General features: G+C 41.8%; 15 protein-coding genes. 7 read left to right on the top strand and 8 right to left on the bottom strand.

All coding sequences use genetic code 11. The features are described from left to right. Positions 1-132 precede the first annotated feature (132 nt). From EGS47_RS06175 to ompR, 3 genes are all read right to left on the bottom strand, one after another. Positions 133-1,647 carry an acetyl-CoA hydrolase/transferase family protein gene (locus EGS47_RS06175; RefSeq protein WP_004991823.1) on the bottom strand — a complete coding sequence of 505 codons (1,515 nt, stop codon included), beginning with the start codon at positions 1,645-1,647 and terminating at the stop codon, positions 133-135. Between the two features lie 207 nt (positions 1,648-1,854). After that, entirely contained in the window at positions 1,855-3,312 is a 1,458-nt protein-coding gene (locus tag EGS47_RS06170) for an ATP-binding protein (RefSeq protein ID WP_004991819.1), read from the bottom strand. A gap of 22 nt (positions 3,313-3,334) precedes the next feature. Beyond that, positions 3,335-4,099, bottom strand: coding sequence for a two-component system response regulator OmpR (ompR, locus tag EGS47_RS06165; protein WP_004991813.1), 765 nt, complete (start codon positions 4,097-4,099; stop codon positions 3,335-3,337). 580 nt (positions 4,100-4,679) lie between these two features. On the opposite strand from ompR, the gene EGS47_RS06160 reads away from it, so the two are divergent. After that, complete coding sequence (locus tag EGS47_RS06160; protein WP_125269354.1) at positions 4,680-7,034, top strand: Tex family protein; 2,355 nt, start codon at positions 4,680-4,682, stop codon at positions 7,032-7,034. A gap of 83 nt (positions 7,035-7,117) precedes the next feature. On the opposite strand, the gene EGS47_RS06155 is transcribed toward EGS47_RS06160, so the two are convergent. The 4 genes from EGS47_RS06155 to EGS47_RS06140 form a co-directional block, all read right to left on the bottom strand. Beyond that, positions 7,118-7,867 carry a hypothetical protein gene (locus EGS47_RS06155; RefSeq protein WP_125269353.1) on the bottom strand — a complete coding sequence of 250 codons (750 nt, stop codon included), beginning with the start codon at positions 7,865-7,867 and terminating at the stop codon, positions 7,118-7,120. Then, a complete protein-coding gene (locus EGS47_RS06150) occupies positions 7,868-8,767 on the bottom strand; it encodes a DUF2167 domain-containing protein (protein ID WP_125269352.1) in 900 nt (299 codons plus the stop codon). 163 nt (positions 8,768-8,930) lie between these two features. Next, positions 8,931-9,821, bottom strand: a complete 891-nt coding sequence (locus tag EGS47_RS06145; protein WP_125269351.1) for an SDR family NAD(P)-dependent oxidoreductase — start codon at positions 9,819-9,821, stop codon at positions 8,931-8,933. Positions 9,822-10,103: 282 nt separating this feature from the next. Next, positions 10,104-11,387, bottom strand: coding sequence for an O-acetylhomoserine aminocarboxypropyltransferase/cysteine synthase family protein (locus EGS47_RS06140; RefSeq protein ID WP_125269350.1), 1,284 nt, complete (start codon positions 11,385-11,387; stop codon positions 10,104-10,106). Positions 11,388-11,692: 305 nt separating this feature from the next. Between EGS47_RS06140 and EGS47_RS06135 the strand changes: the two genes are divergently transcribed. Then, positions 11,693-13,414: a thiamine pyrophosphate-dependent enzyme gene (locus EGS47_RS06135; RefSeq protein WP_125269349.1), complete on the top strand. Its 1,722-nt coding sequence runs from the start codon at positions 11,693-11,695 to the stop codon at positions 13,412-13,414. Positions 13,415-13,624: 210 nt separating this feature from the next. Continuing rightward, the gene (ettA, locus tag EGS47_RS06130) at positions 13,625-15,286 is read left to right on the top strand and encodes an energy-dependent translational throttle protein EttA (protein ID WP_049173988.1); all 1,662 of its coding nucleotides are present in this window, start codon (positions 13,625-13,627) and stop codon (positions 15,284-15,286) included. 66 nt (positions 15,287-15,352) lie between these two features. Here the strand turns inward: ettA and EGS47_RS06125 are convergent, their stop codons facing one another. After that, entirely contained in the window at positions 15,353-15,796 is a 444-nt protein-coding gene (locus tag EGS47_RS06125; protein ID WP_125269348.1) for an SEL1-like repeat protein, read from the bottom strand. A gap of 249 nt (positions 15,797-16,045) precedes the next feature. Here EGS47_RS06125 and EGS47_RS06120 point away from each other — a divergent pair, with 249 nt between their 5' ends. The 4 genes from EGS47_RS06120 (at position 16,046) to EGS47_RS06105 (ending at position 22,311) form a co-directional block, all read left to right on the top strand. Further along, positions 16,046-16,459 carry a cation efflux protein, CzcI-like gene (locus EGS47_RS06120; protein ID WP_212771566.1) on the top strand — a complete coding sequence of 138 codons (414 nt, stop codon included), beginning with the start codon at positions 16,046-16,048 and terminating at the stop codon, positions 16,457-16,459. Positions 16,460-16,527: 68 nt separating this feature from the next. Next, positions 16,528-17,931 carry a TolC family protein gene (locus EGS47_RS06115; protein ID WP_125269347.1) on the top strand — a complete coding sequence of 468 codons (1,404 nt, stop codon included), beginning with the start codon at positions 16,528-16,530 and terminating at the stop codon, positions 17,929-17,931. Then, the gene (locus EGS47_RS06110) at positions 17,931-19,160 is read left to right on the top strand and encodes an efflux RND transporter periplasmic adaptor subunit (protein WP_125269346.1); all 1,230 of its coding nucleotides are present in this window, start codon (positions 17,931-17,933) and stop codon (positions 19,158-19,160) included. Before EGS47_RS06115 ends, EGS47_RS06110 begins: the two co-directional genes overlap by 1 nt. Beyond that, positions 19,150-22,311, top strand: a complete 3,162-nt coding sequence (locus tag EGS47_RS06105; RefSeq protein ID WP_125269345.1) for an efflux RND transporter permease subunit — start codon at positions 19,150-19,152, stop codon at positions 22,309-22,311. The genes EGS47_RS06110 and EGS47_RS06105 overlap by 11 nt, the downstream gene beginning before the upstream one ends. The last annotated feature ends 79 nt before the right edge of the window (positions 22,312-22,390 follow it).

Here is a 22,390-nt window from a genome sequence, read left to right as displayed (position 1 = left end):
TATTGTCTTGCTTAAAGATAATCGAAAATTGTCCATTTGATAAGTCTGCTTCTCATACAGCCATAAAAAAGCACCCAAGGGCAGTCGGGTGCTTTTTTAAAAGGTGAAAGCTGTAAGTGTGGATGCTAAAAGTTAAGCAGATTTGGCTTGAGCTTCTGTCACCAGCATATGACCAGTTTCTTCAAAATTTGCATGCCATGACAACGCTTCGCGTAGTAGATGCGGTGTATGACCACCTTTGGCACAGGCACGATCGAAGTAATCGTTTAAAGCGCCCTGATAAAGTGGATGGACACAATTGTCAATAATCACACGCGCACGCTCACGAGGTGCAAGTCCACGTAAGTCTGCTAGCCCTTGCTCAGTGACTAAAATATCGACATCGTGCTCACTATGATCCACATGCGATACCATCGGTACGATTGAAGAAATGTCACCACCTTTGGCAATCGACTTGGTTACAAAAATAGCCAAATGCGCATTACGGGCAAAGTCACCTGAACCGCCAATACCGTTCATCATTTTGGTACCGCAAACATGAGTTGAGTTCACGTTGCCGTAAATGTCAAATTCAAGTGCAGTATTGATCCCGATAATCCCCAAACGGCGTACCAATTCTGGGTGATTCGAGATTTCCTGAGGACGTAATACCAGTTTATCTTTATAGGCTTCAATATTACCAAAGACTTTTTCACCACATTTTGCAGAAAGGGTGATTGAACTACCTGATGCAAATTTCATTTTTCCTGCATCAATTAGTTCAAAGGTACAGTCTTGTAATACTTCTGAATACATGACCAAATCTTCAAAGTTTGAATCTTTTAGACCTGTCAGTACCGCATTGGCAATTGAGCCAATCCCTGCTTGTAATGGACCCAGATTTGTAGGTAAACGACCTTCTGCAACTTCTTTTTCAAAGAAGGCAATCAGGTGATTGGCAATCCCTTGCGTTTCATCATCAGGTAAAGTGACGGTTGATGGTGAATCTGCGGTGTCATTAAATACGATCCCGACAATTTTCGCTGGATCAATTTGAATGGCAGTAGTACCAATACGTTCATCGACTTTGGTCAATGGAATAGGCTGACGCGTAGGACGATAAGTTGGAATATAAATATCGTGTAGACCTTCAAAAGCTTCGCTTAAAGAGGTATTGATTTCAACAATGACTTTTTCCGCAAAAATCGCAAAGCTGGCAGAGTTACCGACTGATGTTGTTGGAATAATGCCACCATCTTCAGTAATTGCAATCGCTTCAATCACCGCTACATCAGGACGTTTTAATTGTAAGTTACGCATTTGTTCAACAGTTTCAGACAAATGCTGATCGATAAACATCACTTCGCCATTATTGATGGCACGACGTAATGTGTTATCCACTTGGAAAGGCAAACGACGCGCTAAAACACCAGCTTCGGTCAACTGTTTGTCTAGATCGTTACCTAAACTTGCACCCGTGATTAAGGTAATTTTTAAAGGATTGGCTTTAGCACGATGAACCAGTGCTTGCGGAACCGCTTTGGCTTCACCAGCGCGAGTAAAACCACTCATACCGACTGTCATACCGTCTTGGATAAACTCAGCGGCTTGATCTGCGCTGATGACTTTGTCATGAAGGGAGGCTAATCGGATACGATCTAAAGACATGGCTTACTCTCAATCTTGTGGATTACATAGGAGGGGATTGTACCTACTCTACAAGCGATATGGAGGCATGTTAGGCTAAGGTCTAATTTTTATAATAAATGTGGGTATAAATATTAATGATGCTTTTAACTGATTGATTATACTAAGATAAAAATTGATCGATTAATGATCTGTATCATTTTTTTGTTGTTTTTTTAGACAAAAGTATTAGAAACGTTCGGTGAGGCTTTGCTTAATTTTATTAAGTGGATTGACCGATGCTGTGTCATCTTGCAAATGTTTAGGTAGAGGCAGTGAAATGATGGCTTCAAGTCCTCCTTCTGGGCGATTATGAATCAGTAATTCACCCTGATGAATATCCACAATTCGTTTCACGATTGACAGTCCCAACCCGCTTCCTTGTACGGTTCGTGCTGCATTTCCCCGAACAAAAGGCTGCATCAAGTCATCAATCTGATCTTCTGGAATACCTTCGCCATGATCTGCGACACTGATTAAAATATGTTCATTTTCAACATGGGCACTCAGTTCGATCGGTTCTGCACCATAACGTTTGGCATTATTAATCAAATTGGCAATCAGTCTTTTTAAAGAAAGACTGCGCGCAGGAATAATCGGGACATCCTGTGCCTCAAAACGAATATCCAGTGGTTTAAATTGCACCACCAATTCTTGTAATAAGATATTAATATTGGTTTCGCGCAGTTCTTCATCTGAGCCATCACGCATATAAGAAATGAACTGATTTAAAATCGCATCCATGTCATCGACATCATAGATTAAACCTTCCCGGAAAAATTCATCGGGCAGCATTTCGGCAGTTAAACGGATACGGGTCAGGGGAGTACGCAAATCATGTGATATACCTGCCAACATAATACGGCGATCCCGTTCAGTTTGTTCAAGCGTATAAATCATATGATTAAACGCCTGATTCACTTCACGGATTTCCTGCGGGCCATGATTGGTTTCCAGATAAGGCGCTTTACCTGTTTTACTATATTCATTGGCGGCATTTTGTAAACGACGTAATGGGCGGTTTAACTGACGCACAAGGGTTAAAATAATGATGCAGGCAATAATGGGAACCCCCAATAACCAACCAAAAATAAGCTCAGGGCTATAATTGGCATAGGTTTTCAGCGGTTCACGGACCCAGTTGCCCTTCATTTCTGGTGTTTGAATCCAGATACGTGGGCTGGGTTTGAACTGAAAATAGACGGTTACGTCTTTAACATTTAGCTCTTTGGCCAGTTTATCTTCGACATTATTGGTGAAGAAATCTGCAATGACTTTATCGCGGACGTTGGGATATTCTTTGGGATTGGTGATGTATTCAATCCCGATCCGATTTTTGAGCCAAGTATCGATATCGACTTCATTATTGCGATGAAATATTCGAATATCAGGATTATTGACCAGTTCCAGTTCAACCGCGAGATAACGGGCATGTTGCTGAATTTCAGGTAAATAAAGCGTTCGCCAGAAAAACCACAGTGACATGACCAGACTGAAGATCACCACAAAAACCACCAGCACTGCCGTACGCATTGCAGCAGAGCGTGGTTTTATTTTGTCGAGAAAGCGCTCCCAGCGCGTGCGTTTACGCTCTGAGTAGGCAACAAAATCGGTATAGTCCTGTGGATTAACGGGATCGAGCTTCAATGCATTATCCTACAGCGCCAACTTATTCCGCACCATCTGGTACAAAGACATAACCAATGCCCCAAACAGTTTGAATATAACGTGCACGAGCTGGATTTTCTTCAATTAAACGACGTAAACGCGAAACCTGCACATCGATTGAACGTTCCATCGCTCCCCATTCACGACCACGCGCCAGATTCATGAGTTTATCGCGCGTTAAAGGTTCACGTGGATGCTGTACCAAGGCTTTGAGGACGGCAAATTCACCTGTCGTTAAAGTGACGACTTGACCTTCACGGGTCAGAGTGCGGGTTGATAAATCCAGAGACCACGGGCCAAAACTGACCACTTCCATTTGCTGGCTAGGTGCACCTGGAACTTCACGCACTTGACGGCGCAGTACCGCACGAATACGAGCTAGTAATTCGTTTGGATTAAAGGGTTTTGGTAGATAATCATCGGCACCTGCTTCCAGACCTGCGATACGGTCTGAGTCGCTGCCCCGGGCAGTCAGCATAATAATGGGCGTATCAATATTGGACTGGCGTAAACGGCGACAGATACTTAAGCCATCTTCGACAGGTAACATGAAATCTAACACAATCAATGAAAATAATTCTCGTTGTAACAAGCGATCCATTTGAGTGGCATCGTGTGCGGTTTTGACCACAAAACCTTTATCTTCCAAGAACCGTTGTAAAAGGGTGCGTAAACGCACATCATCATCGACCACCAAAATGCGTTCGACACGGTCGGTTTCGTTTTGTACAGCTTCATTATTTTCAGCAGGTACAACTAAACTCATGATGTACTCCCTTAATTTAAGTCAATATTTATAGCTTATTGGATCATTGCAGTATAATGCGGATAGTCTGTTTAAGACTATGTATCAATTTGCTCAAAATTACAATTTTCCGTGTGATTTGAAACCAAAAAACAACATGTTAAAGCGATTTTGCGGTACTTGACGTTTGCAGCTTTAGGTTAAGGTGATTTTAGCATGCGAGATGTGTCATTTTTTTGATTAAATCCTTGTTTGTCCAATTAAATTTAATCATTTTTAGTTTATTTGTTGTGGGGGAAAGCATCGATGCTGTGCATGATGCAAATATATAAATGCGCGTTTGCAAAAAACATAACTCTTCATTTTCATTGCAATGGGATTGGCAGAAGCGTTGAGCATTTGATTTGAGTAAATAAGTTTAGCAAAAATGTGACTGTCTAGGCTAAAGCTTGAACCAGATCAAATAAAAATGTCTAAAAATTGAAAAAAACACAGGTTTGATTCAAAATTTCGTTTTTAATACGCAAAACAATTGTGGATTTTATAGTCTCGGTCTTTATAATCATTGCTTTTAAACTTTAGCCTTGTGGAATCAAATACGATGACTGACTTAGTTCAGCAGTTGGCAAGCGAACTTGCCGTACGTCCAAACCAAGTAGAAGCTGCCATTCGTTTAATTGATGAAGGTGCGAGCGTTCCATTTATTGCACGTTACCGTAAAGAAGTAACGCAGGGTTTAGATGATACACAACTGCGCCAGTTAGATACCCGCTTGGCTTATTTGCGTGATTTGTATGAGCGCCGTGAAAAAGTCATTGAATCATTAAAAGAACAAGACAAACTTTCAGAAGATTTGTTGGCACGGGTCAATGCGGCTGAAACCAAAAATGCGCTGGAAGAAATTTACGCGCCGTATCGTCCAAAACGTACCAGTAAATCGTTTAAGGCCAAAGAAGCGGGTCTGGGCCCTGTCGCAGAAAAAATCCGAAATGAAAATGTTGAACCTGTAGAGGCTTTATCAGGATTTAGCCATGAAGACTATCCAGATGTTGAAAGTCAACTAGATGCGGTACAGCATATTATCATTGATGAATGGGCACAAAATATTGCTTTAACCACAGCGCTCAAAGCACTCTTTGCAAAAACTGCGATTTTGAAAAGTGCGGTGGCGTCTGATGAGAAAAAAGAAGTCGGTAAAAAATTCCGTGACTATTTTGAGTTTTCTGAAAACCTAAATAAAGTCCCATCACATCGTTTATTGGCGATGCTCCGTGGTCGTCAGGAAAATGTACTGGGCTTAAAAGTCGATGGTGAAGATGAAGCACCATTGGCGCAAATTGAAACTGAATATAGTCTTGAACAAATTCAGCCCCAAGCACGTCAGGATTTTTTAAAGCAAACCGCTAAATTATTTTGGTTGGGTAAAATTCGTCCACAAATTGAACATTCGTTGCTGACTGAAAAACGTCTTGCTGCTGAAGCAGAAGCAATGGAGGTTTTTGCTGAAAACTTGCGTCATTTACTCTTGTCTGCGCCAGCAGGTGGTCGTACCACTTTAGGTGTTGATCCTGGGATTCGTACTGGCGTGAAACTGGCAGTAGTAAGTGATGCGGGCGATGTCTTGGCACATAGCACCATTTATCCATTTGCACCTAAAGAAGATAAAGAAGGTTCGATCACTGAATTGGCGCGTTTGTGCCGTGAATACAATGTCGATTTGATTGCAATTGGCAATGGCACGGCGAGCCGTGAAACAGAAGCGGTGGTTGCAGAAATGATGACCGCAAACCCTGACCTCAAACTGACTCGGGTTAGCGTCAGCGAAGCGGGTGCTTCGGTGTATTCAGCCAGTGAATTGGCGGCGGCTGAACTTCCAGAGTTAGATGTCTCCATTCGTGGTGCGGTCTCGATTGCCCGTCGTTTGCAGGATCCTTTGGCTGAACTGGTCAAGATCGATCCAAAATCGATTGGTGTGGGGCAATATCAGCATGACGTGAACCAGACTGGTTTAGCGAAAACCTTGGACGCGGTGGTTGAAGACTGTGTAAACGCCGTTGGTGTTGATGTCAATACTGCATCATCTGCAATTTTGGGTTATATCGCAGGTTTAAACAAAGCCATTGCCCAGCAGATTGTTGAATATCGTAAAGAAAATGGTCGTTTTGAAAATCGTCAAGCTTTGAAAAAGGTGCCACGTTTAGGCGAACGTACTTTCGAACAGGCAGCAGGATTCTTGCGCATTCAGAATGGTTCAGAGCCATTAGATGCCTCTGCGGTACATCCAGAAAGTTATGGTTTGGTGGAAAGAATAGTCGAAGCCAAAGCAACCACGGTGAAAGATATTATTGGTAATAGTGAAATTATTCGCCAAGTTAAAGCGGATGAATTTGTCGATGACCAGTTTGGTTTACCTACTGTTCAGGATGTATTGGCCGAGCTTGAAAAACCAGGTCGTGATCCGCGTCCAGAATTCCGCACGGCTAAATTCCGTGAAGACATTACTGAAGTGGCGCAATTAACTGAAGGTACGCAGCTTGAAGGTGTGGTGACCAATGTCACTAACTTTGGAGCTTTTGTCGATGTGGGTGTACATCAGGATGGTTTGGTTCATATTTCTGAATTGGCCAATGAATTTGTTTCTGATCCACATAAAGTGGTCAAACCGGGTCAAATTGTACAAGTGCGGGTACTCACCGTCGATGCCGAACGCAATCGTGTCAATTTAAGTATGCGTCCTGAAGGTTCACAGCCCCCTGTAAAAGCACAGCGCCCACCACGTCGTGATCAACAAGAGCAACGCGAAGAACGTAAACCACAAGCTAAACGTCCGCAAGCGGCGCGTCAAAATGATCAGGCGAAAAAACCACAACGTCCTAAACAGGATAAACCACAAGACAATAAAATTGGTGGATTCGGTGCATTGTTATTGCAGGCAGGGATTAAAGGATCGAAGTAATTTCTGAGTTTGTATATTGCTTTGCTTGATGTGATATACATCCAAATTGAATCATAAAAAACCTCTCTCAAATGAGAGGTTTTTTATTCTTGTTCAGAAGATATTAATAGTTGATTCAGTTCATATTCTTTCTCATGGAGTCGCGTTAGTTGTTCATTGGAAAGGTTATGATTTGTTTTTAATAAAGCGATATCTTTGATAATTTGGGTGATTAAAACTTCAAGTTGGGGTGGCTGTAAAAGTTTTTGCGCTAGCTTTAATCCTTCTGTTTGAATGGCATAATTTAAACTTATTTTTTTGACAAGGTTTAGAGCAAAAGGCGGGCAAAAAAGACTATCTAAAAACAGTAGCAATAGGGTTTTAGGACGAAGAGACAGTGTTTTGCGTTGCAAAAAAATCATTAAAATATTGATGAGATTAATGGCATAAATAACAATAATAATGAGCGCAATAAGAGTATGTGATGCTTTGCCAATAATTGATAAAGGCAGTGCGATAAGCGTCAAAATAGCGCCAATTGTATTTAAAAATTGAATCAATTTAAGCTGTTGAGCTAGGTTGTAAATTATCTCAATATCGGCTGGAACAATAGGTGCTGTCTTGTTCTGCGTTTGCCATTTGACTTTGAACAGTAAGGTTGATGGAAAGAATAGTGATGGAATAAATAAAAACTTTTTTCCAAATGAATAATTGAGAGAAACAGTTTGAACATGAAAAGAGGATCGTAATCCTTTACTTAAAAAGAATTCATTAAAATAACAAAGTTGAGCCGAGTCATATACATATAACCCGACTAAAGTGAATACAAACAGATAGTCAGTATCTAAAAACATTTAGGATTTATTGCGTTTAAACAAAGATGCAATCCAGCTGCCTACTGCAACCACACCAACCGCTACAAATTTCCACGCGGCTGCAAAAAAAGCTGCAATTGCTGCCCACAAGCCTTTTTTAGTTGCAACGACAGCTGCTCCACCTGCAATCAGTGCTGCTAGACCATATTCTGCAACTTTATCTCCTGCTTTATATTCTGAATATTTTTCTCCAGCATTAAAGTCAAAACCAGTCAGAGTTTGCTTAAATTCTTGAATATTTTTGGTTAAATGTTCTTCATCGGAAATTAATGTCGCACTCATGACTCCAGTGCGTCCGAGTAGACGAATGGTATAGTTAATCGTGTCGTTGTTATTTTCATCGCGTACTTTAAGTGCCCATTCCAGTTGTTTGGTTTGTTCGTCATAATGAGGAGGGACAGACCAGCCCACTGTATAAAGTTTGGTCAGGCCTAAGCGTTGACGTTCTTCATTGGCAGGGGCATCGGATTCTTTGAGTTGCTTAAGTAACGCATCGGCATCGATTTTTTCATCATCTTTAACATAGCCTGATGGATCAAAATCAAAGGTTGCCCACCATGAATTATCTGCCGCGACTAAGATATTGGTGTTTCCTGTTGCTAAATTGTCTGTCAGCTCCAGAAATTTGTCTGAATTTGTCGTGTCCAAGAAACCTTCATCTTTTAAGGTCTTAATTGAAGCTACTTGCGCGATATTTTCTTTTTCAGGACCAATATGCCAATCAAGTTTTGACATCGGATTTTCTTGTTGAGCCGATGAAGAGGTATTTTGTGTTTCTGTTGGTTCTGCTGCAAAATTAGGGGTTGCAATAAAATTCATACTCAAAAGAATGGCATAGCAAAGCGGTTTTAATGCCGAATTTTTTTTGGCTGTAGACATAATGTACTCACATTTTTTTAAATTTTTGATGAATTAATAATCTATTCAAATAAATTATGTGTGAATTTTAAACTAATTTTATCATTTGTTAAAATATATTTTATTTTGTTTTTATTTTGTAGAGTTGCCGCCATGACATGATCACAGCGGCATGATTTGAAACTTACCAATGCTCTCCAGGGAAAATTCGAGCATAGGTCTTTTGCATCCAGTTCAGTTTTTCCTGTTTTTTGCCCACTGCTGCATCTGAACTTGGGAACAGGTTAAATCCAATCGACATCAATAAGTTATTGACTTCAGGCACCAAAGAGTAAGTGACTGAGGCCAAACGACCTAAATTCGTCGCAATACGTTTAGGACGTTTTACAACGGCATAAGCGATGAGATCTGCGGCCTGATCTGGTGAAAGAGTAGGAACATAATTATAAATTTTGGTTGGAGCAATCATTGGTGTACGAACCAAAGGCATGTAAATCGAAGTAATCGAAATTTTATGCGAATGCACTTCGGCCGATAGACAACGACTAAATGCATCCAGCGCAGCTTTAGATGCCACATAAGCCGAAAAACGAGTTGCGTTGGCCAATACACCAATCGAACTAATATTAATAATCTGACCACCTTTACGGTTAATCATATGAGGTAAAACATTTAAAACCAAACGTACTGCACCGAAATAATTGAGTTGCATAGTACGTTCAAAATCATGGAAGCGGTCGATAGATTCATGCACAGCACGACGTATAGAGCGCCCAGCATTGTTGATTAGAATATCGATATGCTCGACTTTCTGTATGATTTCTTTGGCAACACGATCAATGGCTTCCATGTCACTCAAATCACATGGAAAGATTGATGCTTTACCGCCTGCTTGAACAATCTCGGTCTGTACTTGTTGTAGTGTATCCTTAGTACGTGCGACTAATAGTACATGAGCACCTGCGGATGCCATTTTCTTTGCGACTGTTAAACCGATACCACTAGATGCACCAGTGATCAGAATAACTTTATTTTTGACATTCTCTTGGAAAAGAGTTTCAAGTTTTTTATTCACGCGTTTTTCCCTGAGCTTTGAGCTTAAATCCAAAAGCTTTACTTGTTTTTTTACCGCCTTAGACGTTTTGGTGAATGAATCTATTCAACCAAAGTCTAGGTAATTATTATTGGATTTAATTTTAAAAAAGTCTATAGTTAAGTCCATGAATTTACAAATGTTTTTAGAGTAATTGCTCTAATCTTAAACTGTGCTTGGTTCACTTTTAACATAAAAAAATGCCCTTATATAATAAAAAAGTCCGCATTAAAGCGGACTTAGTGAGTACTTTTTACTATTTATTTAGACGCTTGCCAAAGCTTGATCCAGATCTGCAATTAAATCTTCAATATGTTCAATCCCAACAGATAAGCGAACCATGTCTTCACTTACCCCTGCGGCTTTAAGCTCTTCAGTATTTAACTGGCGGTGAGTGGTGGTCGCAGGGTGGCAGGCCAGACTTTTTGCATCGCCAATATTGACCAGACGGGTAAACAGTTGCAATGCATCAATAAAACGTGTGCCGCCTTCACGACCATCTTGAACCCCAAAGGAAAGTATCGCAGAGGGTTTACCTTTCACGTATTTTTGTGCCAGTGCATGCTGAGGATGATTTTTTAAACCCGCATAATTGACCCATTTGACTTTGGGATGTTGTTGTAAATATTCGGCAACTTTAAGCGCATTTTCAGTATGACGTTCCATGCGTAAAGATAAGGTTTCAAGTCCTTGTAAAATCAAAAACACGCTTAGTGGACTAATCGCAGCACCTGTATTACGCAGTGGGACCACGCGGGCACGAGCAATATAGGCGGCTGGGCCTAAGGCTTCGACATAATTTACGCCATGATAGCTTGGATCGGGAGTATTCAACACTTTAAAACGTTCAGGATATTGTCCCCATGGAAACTTGCCGCTGTCTACAATCACACCACCAATGCTATTGCCATGACCACCAATATATTTGGTGAGTGAATGCACAATAATATCTGCGCCAAAATCAAATGATTTCTGAAGTACAGGCGTGGCGACGGTATTATCCACGACCACAGGTACACCATATTCATGTGCAATCTTGGCAATCGCTTCCAGATCAATAATATTACCCAGTGGATTGCCAATCGATTCGACAAAGACCAGTTTGGTTTTATCATCAATTAATGCACGTAAACTTTCAGGTTGTTGGTAATCAAAAAAACGAACTTCAATGCCTTGTTTGGGTAGGGTGTGCGCAAATAAATTATAGGTTCCACCATACAAGGTCGATACGGACGCAATATTATCACCCGCTTCCGTAATGGTTTGAATAGCATAAGTAATCGCGGCCATACCCGAAGCCAAAGCCAATGCGCCAATACCCCCTTCAAGCGCCGCAATTCGCTGTTCCAGTACGGCGGTGGTCGGGTTCATAATCCGCGTGTAAATATTCCCCTGAACTTTTAGATCAAATAAATCTGCCCCATGTTGCGTGTTATCAAATGCATAAGAGGTGGTTTGGTAAATTGGAACAGCCACTGCTTTGGTGGTCGGTTCTGGGGAATAGCCTGCATGAATAGCAAGCGTTTCATCTTTATAGGTCTGTGTCATTTTATTTTCCAGTGATGCATAAAAATCAAGCAAGGTTGTGTTTTAACATATTCTTTATGATTAATTTATCTATTTTTTAGGAACAGTCATCTTTTTATTTCATAACAACTGGCTGTGTATGCGCTTCATTCATCCATACACATGCCCTGAACAAAACCTGTAAATGTCGGGGTTTTTATTTTAAGTTTCCGATTACATTGTGCCTAAATAAAAGTACAAAAACCTACTGGCGAGGACAAAACGGCAGGAACACTATAAAAAAAATTGGTTTAATTCATGATAAAAAAAGCTGGAGAAGTCAACTAATGAGTAAGCAAAAAGTATCTGATATTATTATCGAAGTGCTTGAACAAGCGGGTGTACAGCGTTGTTATGGCATTGTGGGCGATACCTTGAATCATGTGACCGATTCGATGTCAAAAAGCAGTATTGAATGGATTCATGTTCGTCATGAAGAAGTGGGTGGATTTGCTGCGGGTACGGATGCTTTATTGAGTGGACATTTGACGGCTTGTGCGGGGTCTTGCGGGCCGGGTAGTTTGCATTTTATTAATGGTTTGTATGAGTCGCATCGCAATCGCGCCCCGGTCATTTTGATTGCCAGTCAAATTTCGACCGAAATGGCGGGATATATTGATTTCCCTCAATATGTTGATTTTAAATCGGTATACGAAAAAAACTCGGTATTTTGTGAAGAGATTACCCAAGCTTCACAAGCTCGGCATATTATGAGTATGGCTTGTCAGGCTGCGATCAATAAACGTGGTGTTGCAGTAGTAATTGTCCCCGCCAATATCAGTGAAGCTTCGGCTGAAGCAGGTTTGCCTTTTGTGCCGCGCCATGCTGAACCTGATATTTTGCCAAATAAAGTTGAACTGCATCAAATGGTTGAGCTTATTTCACAGCATCAAAAAATCGGGATTTATGCAGGTGCAGGCTGTGAAGGCGCTCATGATCAGCTAGTCGCGTTTGCTGAAAAATTAAAAGCGCCGATTGCACACACTTCACGTGCCAAAGACTTTATCGAATATGATAATCCTTACAATATGGGCATGACTGGGATTTTTGGTAATAAAGCGGGTTATCACACCTTAATGGATTGTGATTTATTGATCCTGCTGGGTGCCGATTTTGCTTGGGCACAATATTATCCAAGCCATGCCAAGATTTTACAAATCGATATTGATCCAACGCATTTAGGACGACGCCATCCGATAACGCTAGGTGCAGTCGGTAAAATTTCATCTACTTTGAATGCTTTGTTACCGTTGTTGCAAACGCGACAGGATCGAGCTTTTCTGGATCATTGTCTGGAACTTAAACATCAAAGTGATGAAATTCGACATAAAGAAGAGCGGGTGGGTAAAGAGGGCCTGATCCATCCACAATATTTGGTGTCTTTGCTCAATCGTTATGCTGATGATGATGCGATTTTCTTTGGTGATGGGGGTTCCCCAATGGTATGGGTATTACGTCATGTGGATGTTAATGGCAAACGCCGTACCTTTACCAGTTTATTACACGGTACCATGGCCAATGCCATGCCTCAGGCGCTGGGTGCACAAAAAGCGTTTCCACAACGTCAGATCATCGCACTCTGTGGCGATGGCGGTTTAGCCATGTTATTGGGTGATTTACTCACCACTATTCAGGAAAAATTGCCGATCAAAATCGTGGTGTTTAACAATAGCTCACTAAATTTTGTCGAGCTCGAACAAAAAGTGGAAGGTTTGCTCGATCATTATACCGATCTGCTCAATCCAGACTTTGGCAAGCTGGCGAGTGTCATCGGCCTGCATGGACAAACCGTGACCCGCGGGGATGGCTTGGAGCAGGCAGTCGAAAATTTCTTAAAACATGATGGCCCTGCCTTACTGGATGTACATACCAATCCAATGGAATTGGTCATGCCACCCGATCCAAATTTGAATCAGGTCTCTTCAACCTCTCTCTATGCCATTAAAGCGTTGATGTCGGGTCGTGTCGATGATGTCAAAAATTTATTGGTTAATAATTTTGTCAAATAAAGGCTGAGTAGAAACAGTCTCGCGATTCATTAAAAATGCATGATTTTTGAGTCATGCATTTTTATATCAGGAAACAACTTCGTCGACATTTCTCAGTCATAAAGTCGGATTAAACTCAATCACGCCTTATTTTTTTGCCGTATTCAGCATATAATAACTGCTATTTTTCGCTCACTGCGATGTATTGGTTTTTCTATTGAGGAGTCCTAAGTGGCCCAATATATTTATACGATGAACCGAGTATCCAAGATGGTGCCGCCGAAACGCGAAATCCTCAAGGATATCTCATTATCATTTTTTCCGGGTGCTAAAATTGGTGTGCTCGGCTTAAACGGTGCAGGTAAATCGACTTTGCTCCGTATTATGGCGGGCGTGGACAAAGATTTCTCAGGTGAAGCTCGTGCACAGCCGGGTATTAAAATTGGCTATCTTGAGCAAGAACCACCGCTTGATCCAAAAAAAGACGTGCGTGGCAACGTGGAAGATGGCGTACGTGAAGCGCTAGACGCTTTAGAGCGTTTAGATCAGGTTTTTGCAGAATATGCAGATCCAGATGCCGACTTTGACAAACTGGCCAAAGAACAAGAAAAACTGGAAGCGATTATCCAGACTTGGGATGCACACAATCTCAATAACCAACTGGAAATTGCAGCGAATGCCTTGAATCTACCAGCATGGGATGCCGACGTTTCTTTGCTTTCTGGTGGTGAGCGCCGTCGTGTTGCTTTGTGTCGTTTATTGTTATCTAAACCAGACATGTTACTGCTTGATGAACCGACGAACCATTTGGATGCCGAATCTGTCTCTTGGTTAGAACGTTTCTTGAAAGATTTCCCTGGCACCATCGTGGCGATTACGCATGACCGTTATTTCCTAGATAACGTGGCCGAGTGGATTCTGGAGCTTGACCGTGGACATGGTATTCCTTATCAAGGCAACTATTCTTCTTGGCTGGAACAAAAGAATGCCCGTTTAGAGCAGGAACAAAAACAAGAAGAATCGTTTGCTAAAGCATTGAAAAAAGAACTGGAATGGGTTCGTTCAAATGCCAAGGGTCAGCAAAAGAAAAACAAAGCACGTATGGAACGCTTTGAAGAGTTGAACTCGAAAGAATTCCAGCAACGTAATGAAACCTCTGAAATCTACATTCCACCTGGCCCACGGTTGGGTAACAAAGTGGTGGAAGTGGAAGGGATCAGTAAGTCATTTGATGGTCGTTTATTGTACGAAAATCTAACCTTTACTGTGCCACCGACTGCGATTGTGGGGATTGTGGGGCCAAACGGTGCGGGTAAAACCACACTATTTCGTATGATGACAGGTGAACAGCAACCTGATACAGGTACGGTAACACTGGGTGACTCGGTGAAAGTGGCCTATGTGGGTCAGATTCGTGACACTTTGGATAATGACAAAACTGTTTGGGAAGAAGTTTCTGGCGGTTTGGATATCTTAAAAATCGGTGATTACGAAATAGCCTCACGTGCTTATATCGGTCGCTTTAACTTTAAAGGCCAAGATCAGCAAAAACGTGTGGGTGAATTGTCGGGTGGTGAGCGTAACCGTTTACAACTGGCCAAAATCCTACAGATGGGTGCCAACGTGATCTTGCTGGATGAGCCATCGAACGATTTGGATATCGAAACCTTGCGTGCGCTGGAAGATGCCATTTTGGTATTCCCAGGTACGGTGATGGTGGTCTCGCATGACCGTTGGTTCCTAGATCGTATTGCGACTCATATTTTGTCATTTGAAAACGAACAGCCAGAATTCTACACAGGTAACTATGCAGAGTACGAGGCTTACCGTCAGTCGCGTTTAGGCGACGATGCGGTACAAAAGCGTAGTAAATATCGAAAAATTACAGGTTAATTGCCTATCAATAAAAAACCAGCTTTCGGGCTGGTTTTTTTTGCTTAAAGTTTTTTTTGAAAAAAACTAAGAAAAGGCAAGTTGGCTATAAGCATCGTACAAGCAGCGTTTGGCATCAGGATGACCATCTTTGGCGGCACGTTTCAGCCATGTTTCAGCTTTACGATAATCGCGATCCAGACCCAGTTGACCATTTAAATAACCAAGCCCCATTTTATACTCAGCTTCTGGATGGCCACGTAAAGCAGATCGTAAAAAACACCAGATGGCATTGCGTTCATTGAGATAAGCAAAGCTGGTTGCATGAGCTGAAATATGATCGTGGACACGACGATAAATCTGATGACGCATGTACTGCTGATATTGGTCGTTTAGTGCCAATTGTTCAAAATAGAGACCCTGTTGATATTCTTGCTCTGCATCAGTATCTAAAAGTAAAAATACATCATTTTTAGAGTCTTGAGCTTGAAACAGCAGTGTCCATACTGTTTTTAGATAATCAAACTTCATAATACGCTCCTTGTTGCTCATCAATTAAGCTAACACTTTCAATATAATCCAGTTTTTTAATGAATGCATAAATTTCGTGGAACAATCAATGAGTTTGTTGGTCAAGTTTTAAAAAGTATTACACTTCACATAAATAGCGTTCAAAGTGACGTGGTTTTGTTATAAAACATCAAGTATTTTGGTGAAATGTAATTCTATTACACCGACTGCTATTGTTATATTAGGGCGCATTTCGAGTTTATGGTGCTTATGAAGCGTTCGTTATTGATGGCAATTTTGCTGAGTTTGTTCATGTTTCAGAGTTTATGGAACATGGCAGCGGCTTTTTGCGCGCATGAAACAGCTTCAGGTTCTGAATATAATGCGATTCCATATCATTTTGGGCATCATCTTGATGCCAGTGTCGGGCAGGTATCTGACCATCATCAGCTAAAAACAGATACTGCAAATTTCAAAACTACCACACACCCTGCTGCGATCTGGATGGATCATCATGACCATTTACCTAGCTGTCTGCATATCATAGTGGCTGAAACTGAACAAAATGCATTAGAACCCTCCAGAACGGGTCACCTAACTCGCTCAGTCTACGATTGGGCGAACTCCTATCAGTCACCGCATCTTATTGGATTAAATCCTCCTCCTGTTGTAACCCCGCTATAGGTGGGGTAGCCAAAAAATAACCCACCTTTTCAATGATCAAAACATGATTAAAGCGAAAGGGTTATTTTATGTATGTACATATCATTCAACAGGCAAGACGCGCGATATCACCCAAAAAAGTAATGTCGATTGTCGTATTCGTAGCATTATTGCCCTATTCAGCCATCACTATGGCTGACACAGAGATAGCTCAGCACCAAAACATTTCTGCACTCGAACAGTCTTCCATGAGTTTTGTTCAGGTACTCGAAAAAGTACGGCAATATCAATCGAAACTAGGTGTATGGAAAGTGCAACAGAGTATCGCCGATGCACATATTCAGCAAAGTCATCTTTGGGAGAATCCCACTTTTTCTATTCAGCAAACGGGTTTTAAGTCGGATCAGGATCGCGAGCTGGAATTTGGCATTTCACAAAAATTGGATGTATTTGGTGAACGTAAAGCGGCGACTCAACTGGCGCAGGTTCAGCGTCAGCAAGTTGATTTAAATCAAAACTTGTATGAAGCACAACTTGAACTGGCGGTGAAGTATTTATGGTCACAAGTTGCTGTGTTCGAAATGGAAAATCAAATTGCACAACAGCAACTGGCCAATAGTCAGGATATTTTAGACGCTACACGACGACGTTATCGGGCGGGGAGTATTGCCCAACTTGATCAGGATCGTACCCTGATGGCACATATTGAAAATCAGCGTGCTGCTCAAGAAGTCGAACTCAATCTGAACATTGCCAGAAAACGTTTGGCTAATTTATGGGGAGAATCGACCTATTCTGATCATTTAGGTTTCAACCGTGCAAACGCATGGCCTAGTCAAAGCAAAGCAGATGTCGCAGCGCATTTACAGCAGAATTTACTGCAACGTTCGATTCAGCTCCAGTTACAGCAGCAACGTTCCAATGTGGACTATCTCAAGGCGAAACGCCGTCCAAATCCAACGCTCAATGTCGGCATGGTGACGAATAAAAGTGCGGAGACAAATAACAGTGAACAACAGTTTCGAGTTGGACTGGACATTCCGCTGAATATTTTTGATCGTCAGCAATATTCATTACAAATTGCACAGACACAGCAAGATTTTCTAGCGCAGCAACAGCGATTTTATACCCAGCAAAACCTGAATAGCATTGAAACTTTACAGAGTGAATTGGCTGGATTAAAGCAGCAATATGACTTGATGAATGATCAGCAAATTCCTTTGTCCGAAGATGTGCAACGCAAAATGTTGATCGGTTTTAAAGTGGGGAAATATGCAATTACCGATGTACAACAAGCCACTGCACAGTTGCAGGAACAGCGCTTAAAAAAGGTTCAACTTCTTAAAAGTGCATGGCAAAAAGCCATAGAAACCGAAAGCTTGGCACTTGGTATTACTCCTGAGCAAGTCATGTCCAGCGATGCACTGAATCAAATCAATCAAACACTTTGGCAAAACACACGTAATTTTAATGCCATCTCAGGAGCTGAATAATGTCGACTAAAAATATTCAAAAACAATGGCTCTGGGCAGGGTTGGTCATCGTCATTTGCGTTTTATTGAGTGCATGGATTGTATTTAAGGATTCATCGAGCAAAACAGATTCACACGATGAAGGCGAACACGGCAAAGCAGAATCCACACATGCCGATGAAGCAGGAGAAGCGGAGCATACTGAAGAAACTAAAGAGCTGAATCTAACCTCGCAGCAGATGCTAGAGTTTGGCGTCAAACTGGCACAGGTTGAGCAGGGTCAGGTTTCTCGATCGCTGGAATATCCTGCCAAATTAGTTGCCAATACTGATCAGCAAGCGCATGTCGCTTCAACTTTTACGGGACGCGTAGAAAGTGTCAATGCCATGTTGGGACAGCAGGTGAAAAAAGGACAGATTTTAGCGACTGTATTTATTCCAGAATTGGTCGATCAACAAGCAAATTTGAGTATTGCTCAGGAAGCATTGACCTTGGCACAGCAGGATTACCAACGTGAAAAGCAGTTATTTGATCAAGGGATTTCGGCACGTCAAGATTATCAAAAAGCGTATAACACCTATCGTCAGGCACAAATTCAGGTACAGGCCGCGCGCAGTCGCCTTTCAGCTTTGGGTGCAAATGCAGGAAGTCAGGGACGTTATGCTTTAAAAGCGCCTTTAAGTGGTGTGATCAGTCAAAAAGATATCGTGGTAGGGGAATACATTACTTCAGATAAACAATTGTTTGTGATCGATCAACTTGATCAACTGTGGCTGGAATTTATCATGCCAAGTGAAAAGAGTATCAGTATACAACCTCATCAACAGATTCATTTTAAGTCATTACAAACTCAGAATCGCTTTAAGGCGCAGGTTCAGACTTTAAGTGCTGAAGCAGATAGCCAGACGGGACGTTTGCAAGTCCGTGCCAAAGTACTCACACCTGCACAGGAATTACGTCCAAATTTGATGGTGAATGTTTTATTAGAGGCGCAGGACAGTCAGCCTGTACTTCGAGTGACTCGCAACGCTCTTCAGCAGATCGATGGTAAATCGGTGGTGTTTGTTGCCAAAAATGAAAAAAATAGTGTTCATTTTCAGCCCGTAGCGGTTGAGGTCGGTAATTATTCAAGTGATGGTCAATGGATCGAGATCAAATCTGGTCTAAGCAATCAACAGCAATATGTCAGTCAAGGCGGTTTCCTTTTGAAATCAGAAATGGAAAAAGGAGAGGCTGAACATGGACACTAAACCAGAAATTGATTTGCCATCTGCACAAAGTTTATTTGACCGTATCATTCAGTTTTCTATTCGCAATGCCATTTGGGTGATGTTATTTACCCTGACATGGATCGCGGTAGGACTCTATAGCTATCAAAAATTATCTATTGATGCTGTTCCTGATATTACCAATGTACAGGTACAAATTAACTCTCAAGCCAATGGTTTTACTGCGGCTGAAGTCGAGCAACGCATTACCTACCCGATTGAAAATGCGATGTCAGGGATGCCAAATCTGGAGCAAACCCGTTCTATTTCACGTTATGGTTTATCTCAGGTGACCATTATTTTTAAAGATGGTACAGACATTTATTGGGCGAGACAGCTGATTAATCAGCGCTTACAAGAAGCTCAAAGTGCTTTACCTGACAATATTGATCCGCAAATGTCACCGATTTCAACTGGATTAGGCGAGATCTATCAATGGGTCATTAAAGCTGAGCCGAATGCTAAAAAAGCAGATGGCAGTGCTTACACAGCAATGGATTTACGTGAAATCCAAGATTGGATTGTACGTCCACAATTACAGCGGGTAGCGGGTGTGGCAGAGGTCAATAGTATCGGTGGCTACAATAAAACTTATATTGTTTCACCAGATTTAAAACGTTTGCAGCAATTACAGATTCCTGTCACAGATCTACAAACGGCTTTAACTGAAAATAATGAAAATCGTGGTGCAGGATTTTTGGAACAAAATGGTCAGCAGTTAACTGTTCGCGTACCTGGCACATTAGATACGATTCAGGACATCGAAAATGTAATGCTGAGTCAAAAAAATGGTTTGCCGATTCGGGTTGCAGATGTTGCAACTGTCTCGATTGGACATGATCTCAGAACTGGAGGTGCGACCTATAACGGTGAAGAGACAGTACTCGGTATTGCCATGATGATGATGGGCGAGAACAGTAAAACCGTTGCTCAAGCGCTTGATCGTAAGATGCAGGAAGTAAAGCGTTCTTTACCCACAGGCGTTGTGGTCGAAACAGTGTATAACCGCAGTTCACTGGTCGATAAAGCCATCAAAACGGTGGCCAAGAACCTGATTGAAGGTGCAATTCTGGTCATCGTCATCCTGTTTATCTTTCTGGGTAATTTTAGAGCAGCTCTAATTACGGCTTGTATTATTCCTCTATCGATGTTGTTTACCATTACAGGCATGGCGGAGCAGAAGATCAGTGCCAATTTGATGAGTTTAGGCGCGCTGGATTTTGGCATTATTGTCGATGGTGCAGTGGTGATTGTGGAGAACTGCATTCGACGTTTGGCTGAAGCTCAACACGCCAAAGGTCGTCTACTCACCCGCCAAGAACGTTTTACAGAAGTTTTTCTGGCGGCTCAACAAGCACGACGACCACTGATTTTTGGTCAATTGATCATCATGGTGGTGTATTTACCTATTTTTGCACTTTCTGGTGTGGAAGCCAAAATGTTTCACCCAATGGCAATGGCAGTAGTCTTAGCATTGGTGGGTGCGATGATTTTATCCGTCACTTTTGTGCCTGCCGCTGTGGCGTTATGGGTTACTGGTGAAGTCAAAGAAAAAGAAAGCCGCTGGATGTTGGCGCTAAAAAACAAGTATGCCGATGTGTTGAATTGGGCGTATCAGTTTAAATATGTTGTTGCGACTTTGGCCGTGGGTATTTTAATCATCAGCGCTGCTATTTTTACTCGGGTAGGAAGTGAGTTTGCCCCTCAATTGAGTGAGGGAGATTTTGCCTTACAACTCATGCGAGCGCCGAGCACGGGGATTGAAGAATCTTTAAAAATACAGGAACAGGTTGAGAAACAATTACTTCAGGATTTTCCTGAGGTGAAAGCGATATTTGCCAGAACAGGAACGGCTGAAGTTGCAACCGATGTCATGCCACCTAATATTTCTGATGCGATTGTATTACTTAAACCGCGTGAACAATGGCCTAATCCGAAAGAAAGCATTGATGGGTTGCGTGGTCGGATGCAGGCATATGTTGAACATATTCCAGGTAATAACAGTGAGTTCTCACAGCCGATTGAACTGCGTTTTAATGAATTGATTTCAGGCATACGCAGTGATATTGGGGTTAAAGTTTTTGGCGATAATTTACAAGTCTTAAATCAGGAAGCTGAAAAAATTGCGCAAAAACTGAGAAGAATTGAGGGTGCAACTGAGGTTAAGGTCGAGCAAACCGATGGCTTACCGTTGTTGAATGTCGACATTGATCATGCTTTAGCTGCTCAGTATGGTCTGTCTGTCAGGTCTATTCAGGATCTTGTCGCGGCAAGTATTGGTGGGCAGGCAGTTGGGCAGATTTTACAGGGTGATCGACGTTTTGATTTTGTCATTCGTTTAAATGATGAAATGCGTACCCCTCAGCAATTGGCGCAATTACCGATTCAACTTCCCAATGGCGGCTTGATTCAATTACAGGATATTGCCAAAGTCGAAAATATTTTGGGGTTGGCGCAGGTGAGCCGTGAAAATGGGAAACGTCGCGTGGTGGTGACGGCCAATGTACGTGATCGTGATTTAGGCTCTTTTGTCAAAGAAATGCAGACAGAACTGGCGCAGCAAAAACTGCCAAGTGGATACTGGTTAGGTTTTGGTGGACAGTTTGAAAATCTAGCTTCTGCCAAAGCACGAATGCAAATCGTGGTGCCTTTGGCTTTAATCATGATCTTTGTGTTGCTTATGGCTGTATTTAGTAACTTTAAAGATAGCTTACTGGTATTTAGCGGAGTTCCTTTTGCTTTATCCGGTGGATTAGTTGCTTTATGGCTGAGGGATATACCGCTTTCCATGTCTGCTGGGGTTGGGTTCATCGCTTTATCTGGTGTTGCGGTATTGAATGGTCTGGTCATGCTCACATTTATTAAAGAGCTAAGAACAACCTTAGATCTCCATGCGGCAACTTGGAAAGGCGCTGTACTACGACTACGCCCTGTATTAATGACGGCATTTGTTGCTTCACTTGGTTTTATTCCGATGGCCTTGGCGACAGGAACCGGAGCAGAAGTACAACGACCTTTGGCAACGGTCGTAATTGGTGGGATTATTTCATCTACGATATTAACTTTGGTTTTATTACCAGTCATTTATCGATGGATGAATGAAAGCAAAGCAAAAAATGCTGAGCATTCATAATGTCATCGTTTTGATATATCTTTTTTGATGACAGCGTCAATTCAAAAAAGTGTTTGAAAGAGGTAAAAGTAAAATGTAT

Source organism: Acinetobacter sp. FDAARGOS_515 (assembly GCF_003938865.1).
Taxonomy (GTDB): Bacteria; Pseudomonadota; Gammaproteobacteria; order Pseudomonadales; family Moraxellaceae; genus Acinetobacter; species Acinetobacter ursingii.
This window is presented reverse-complemented; position numbering and strand designations above follow the sequence as displayed.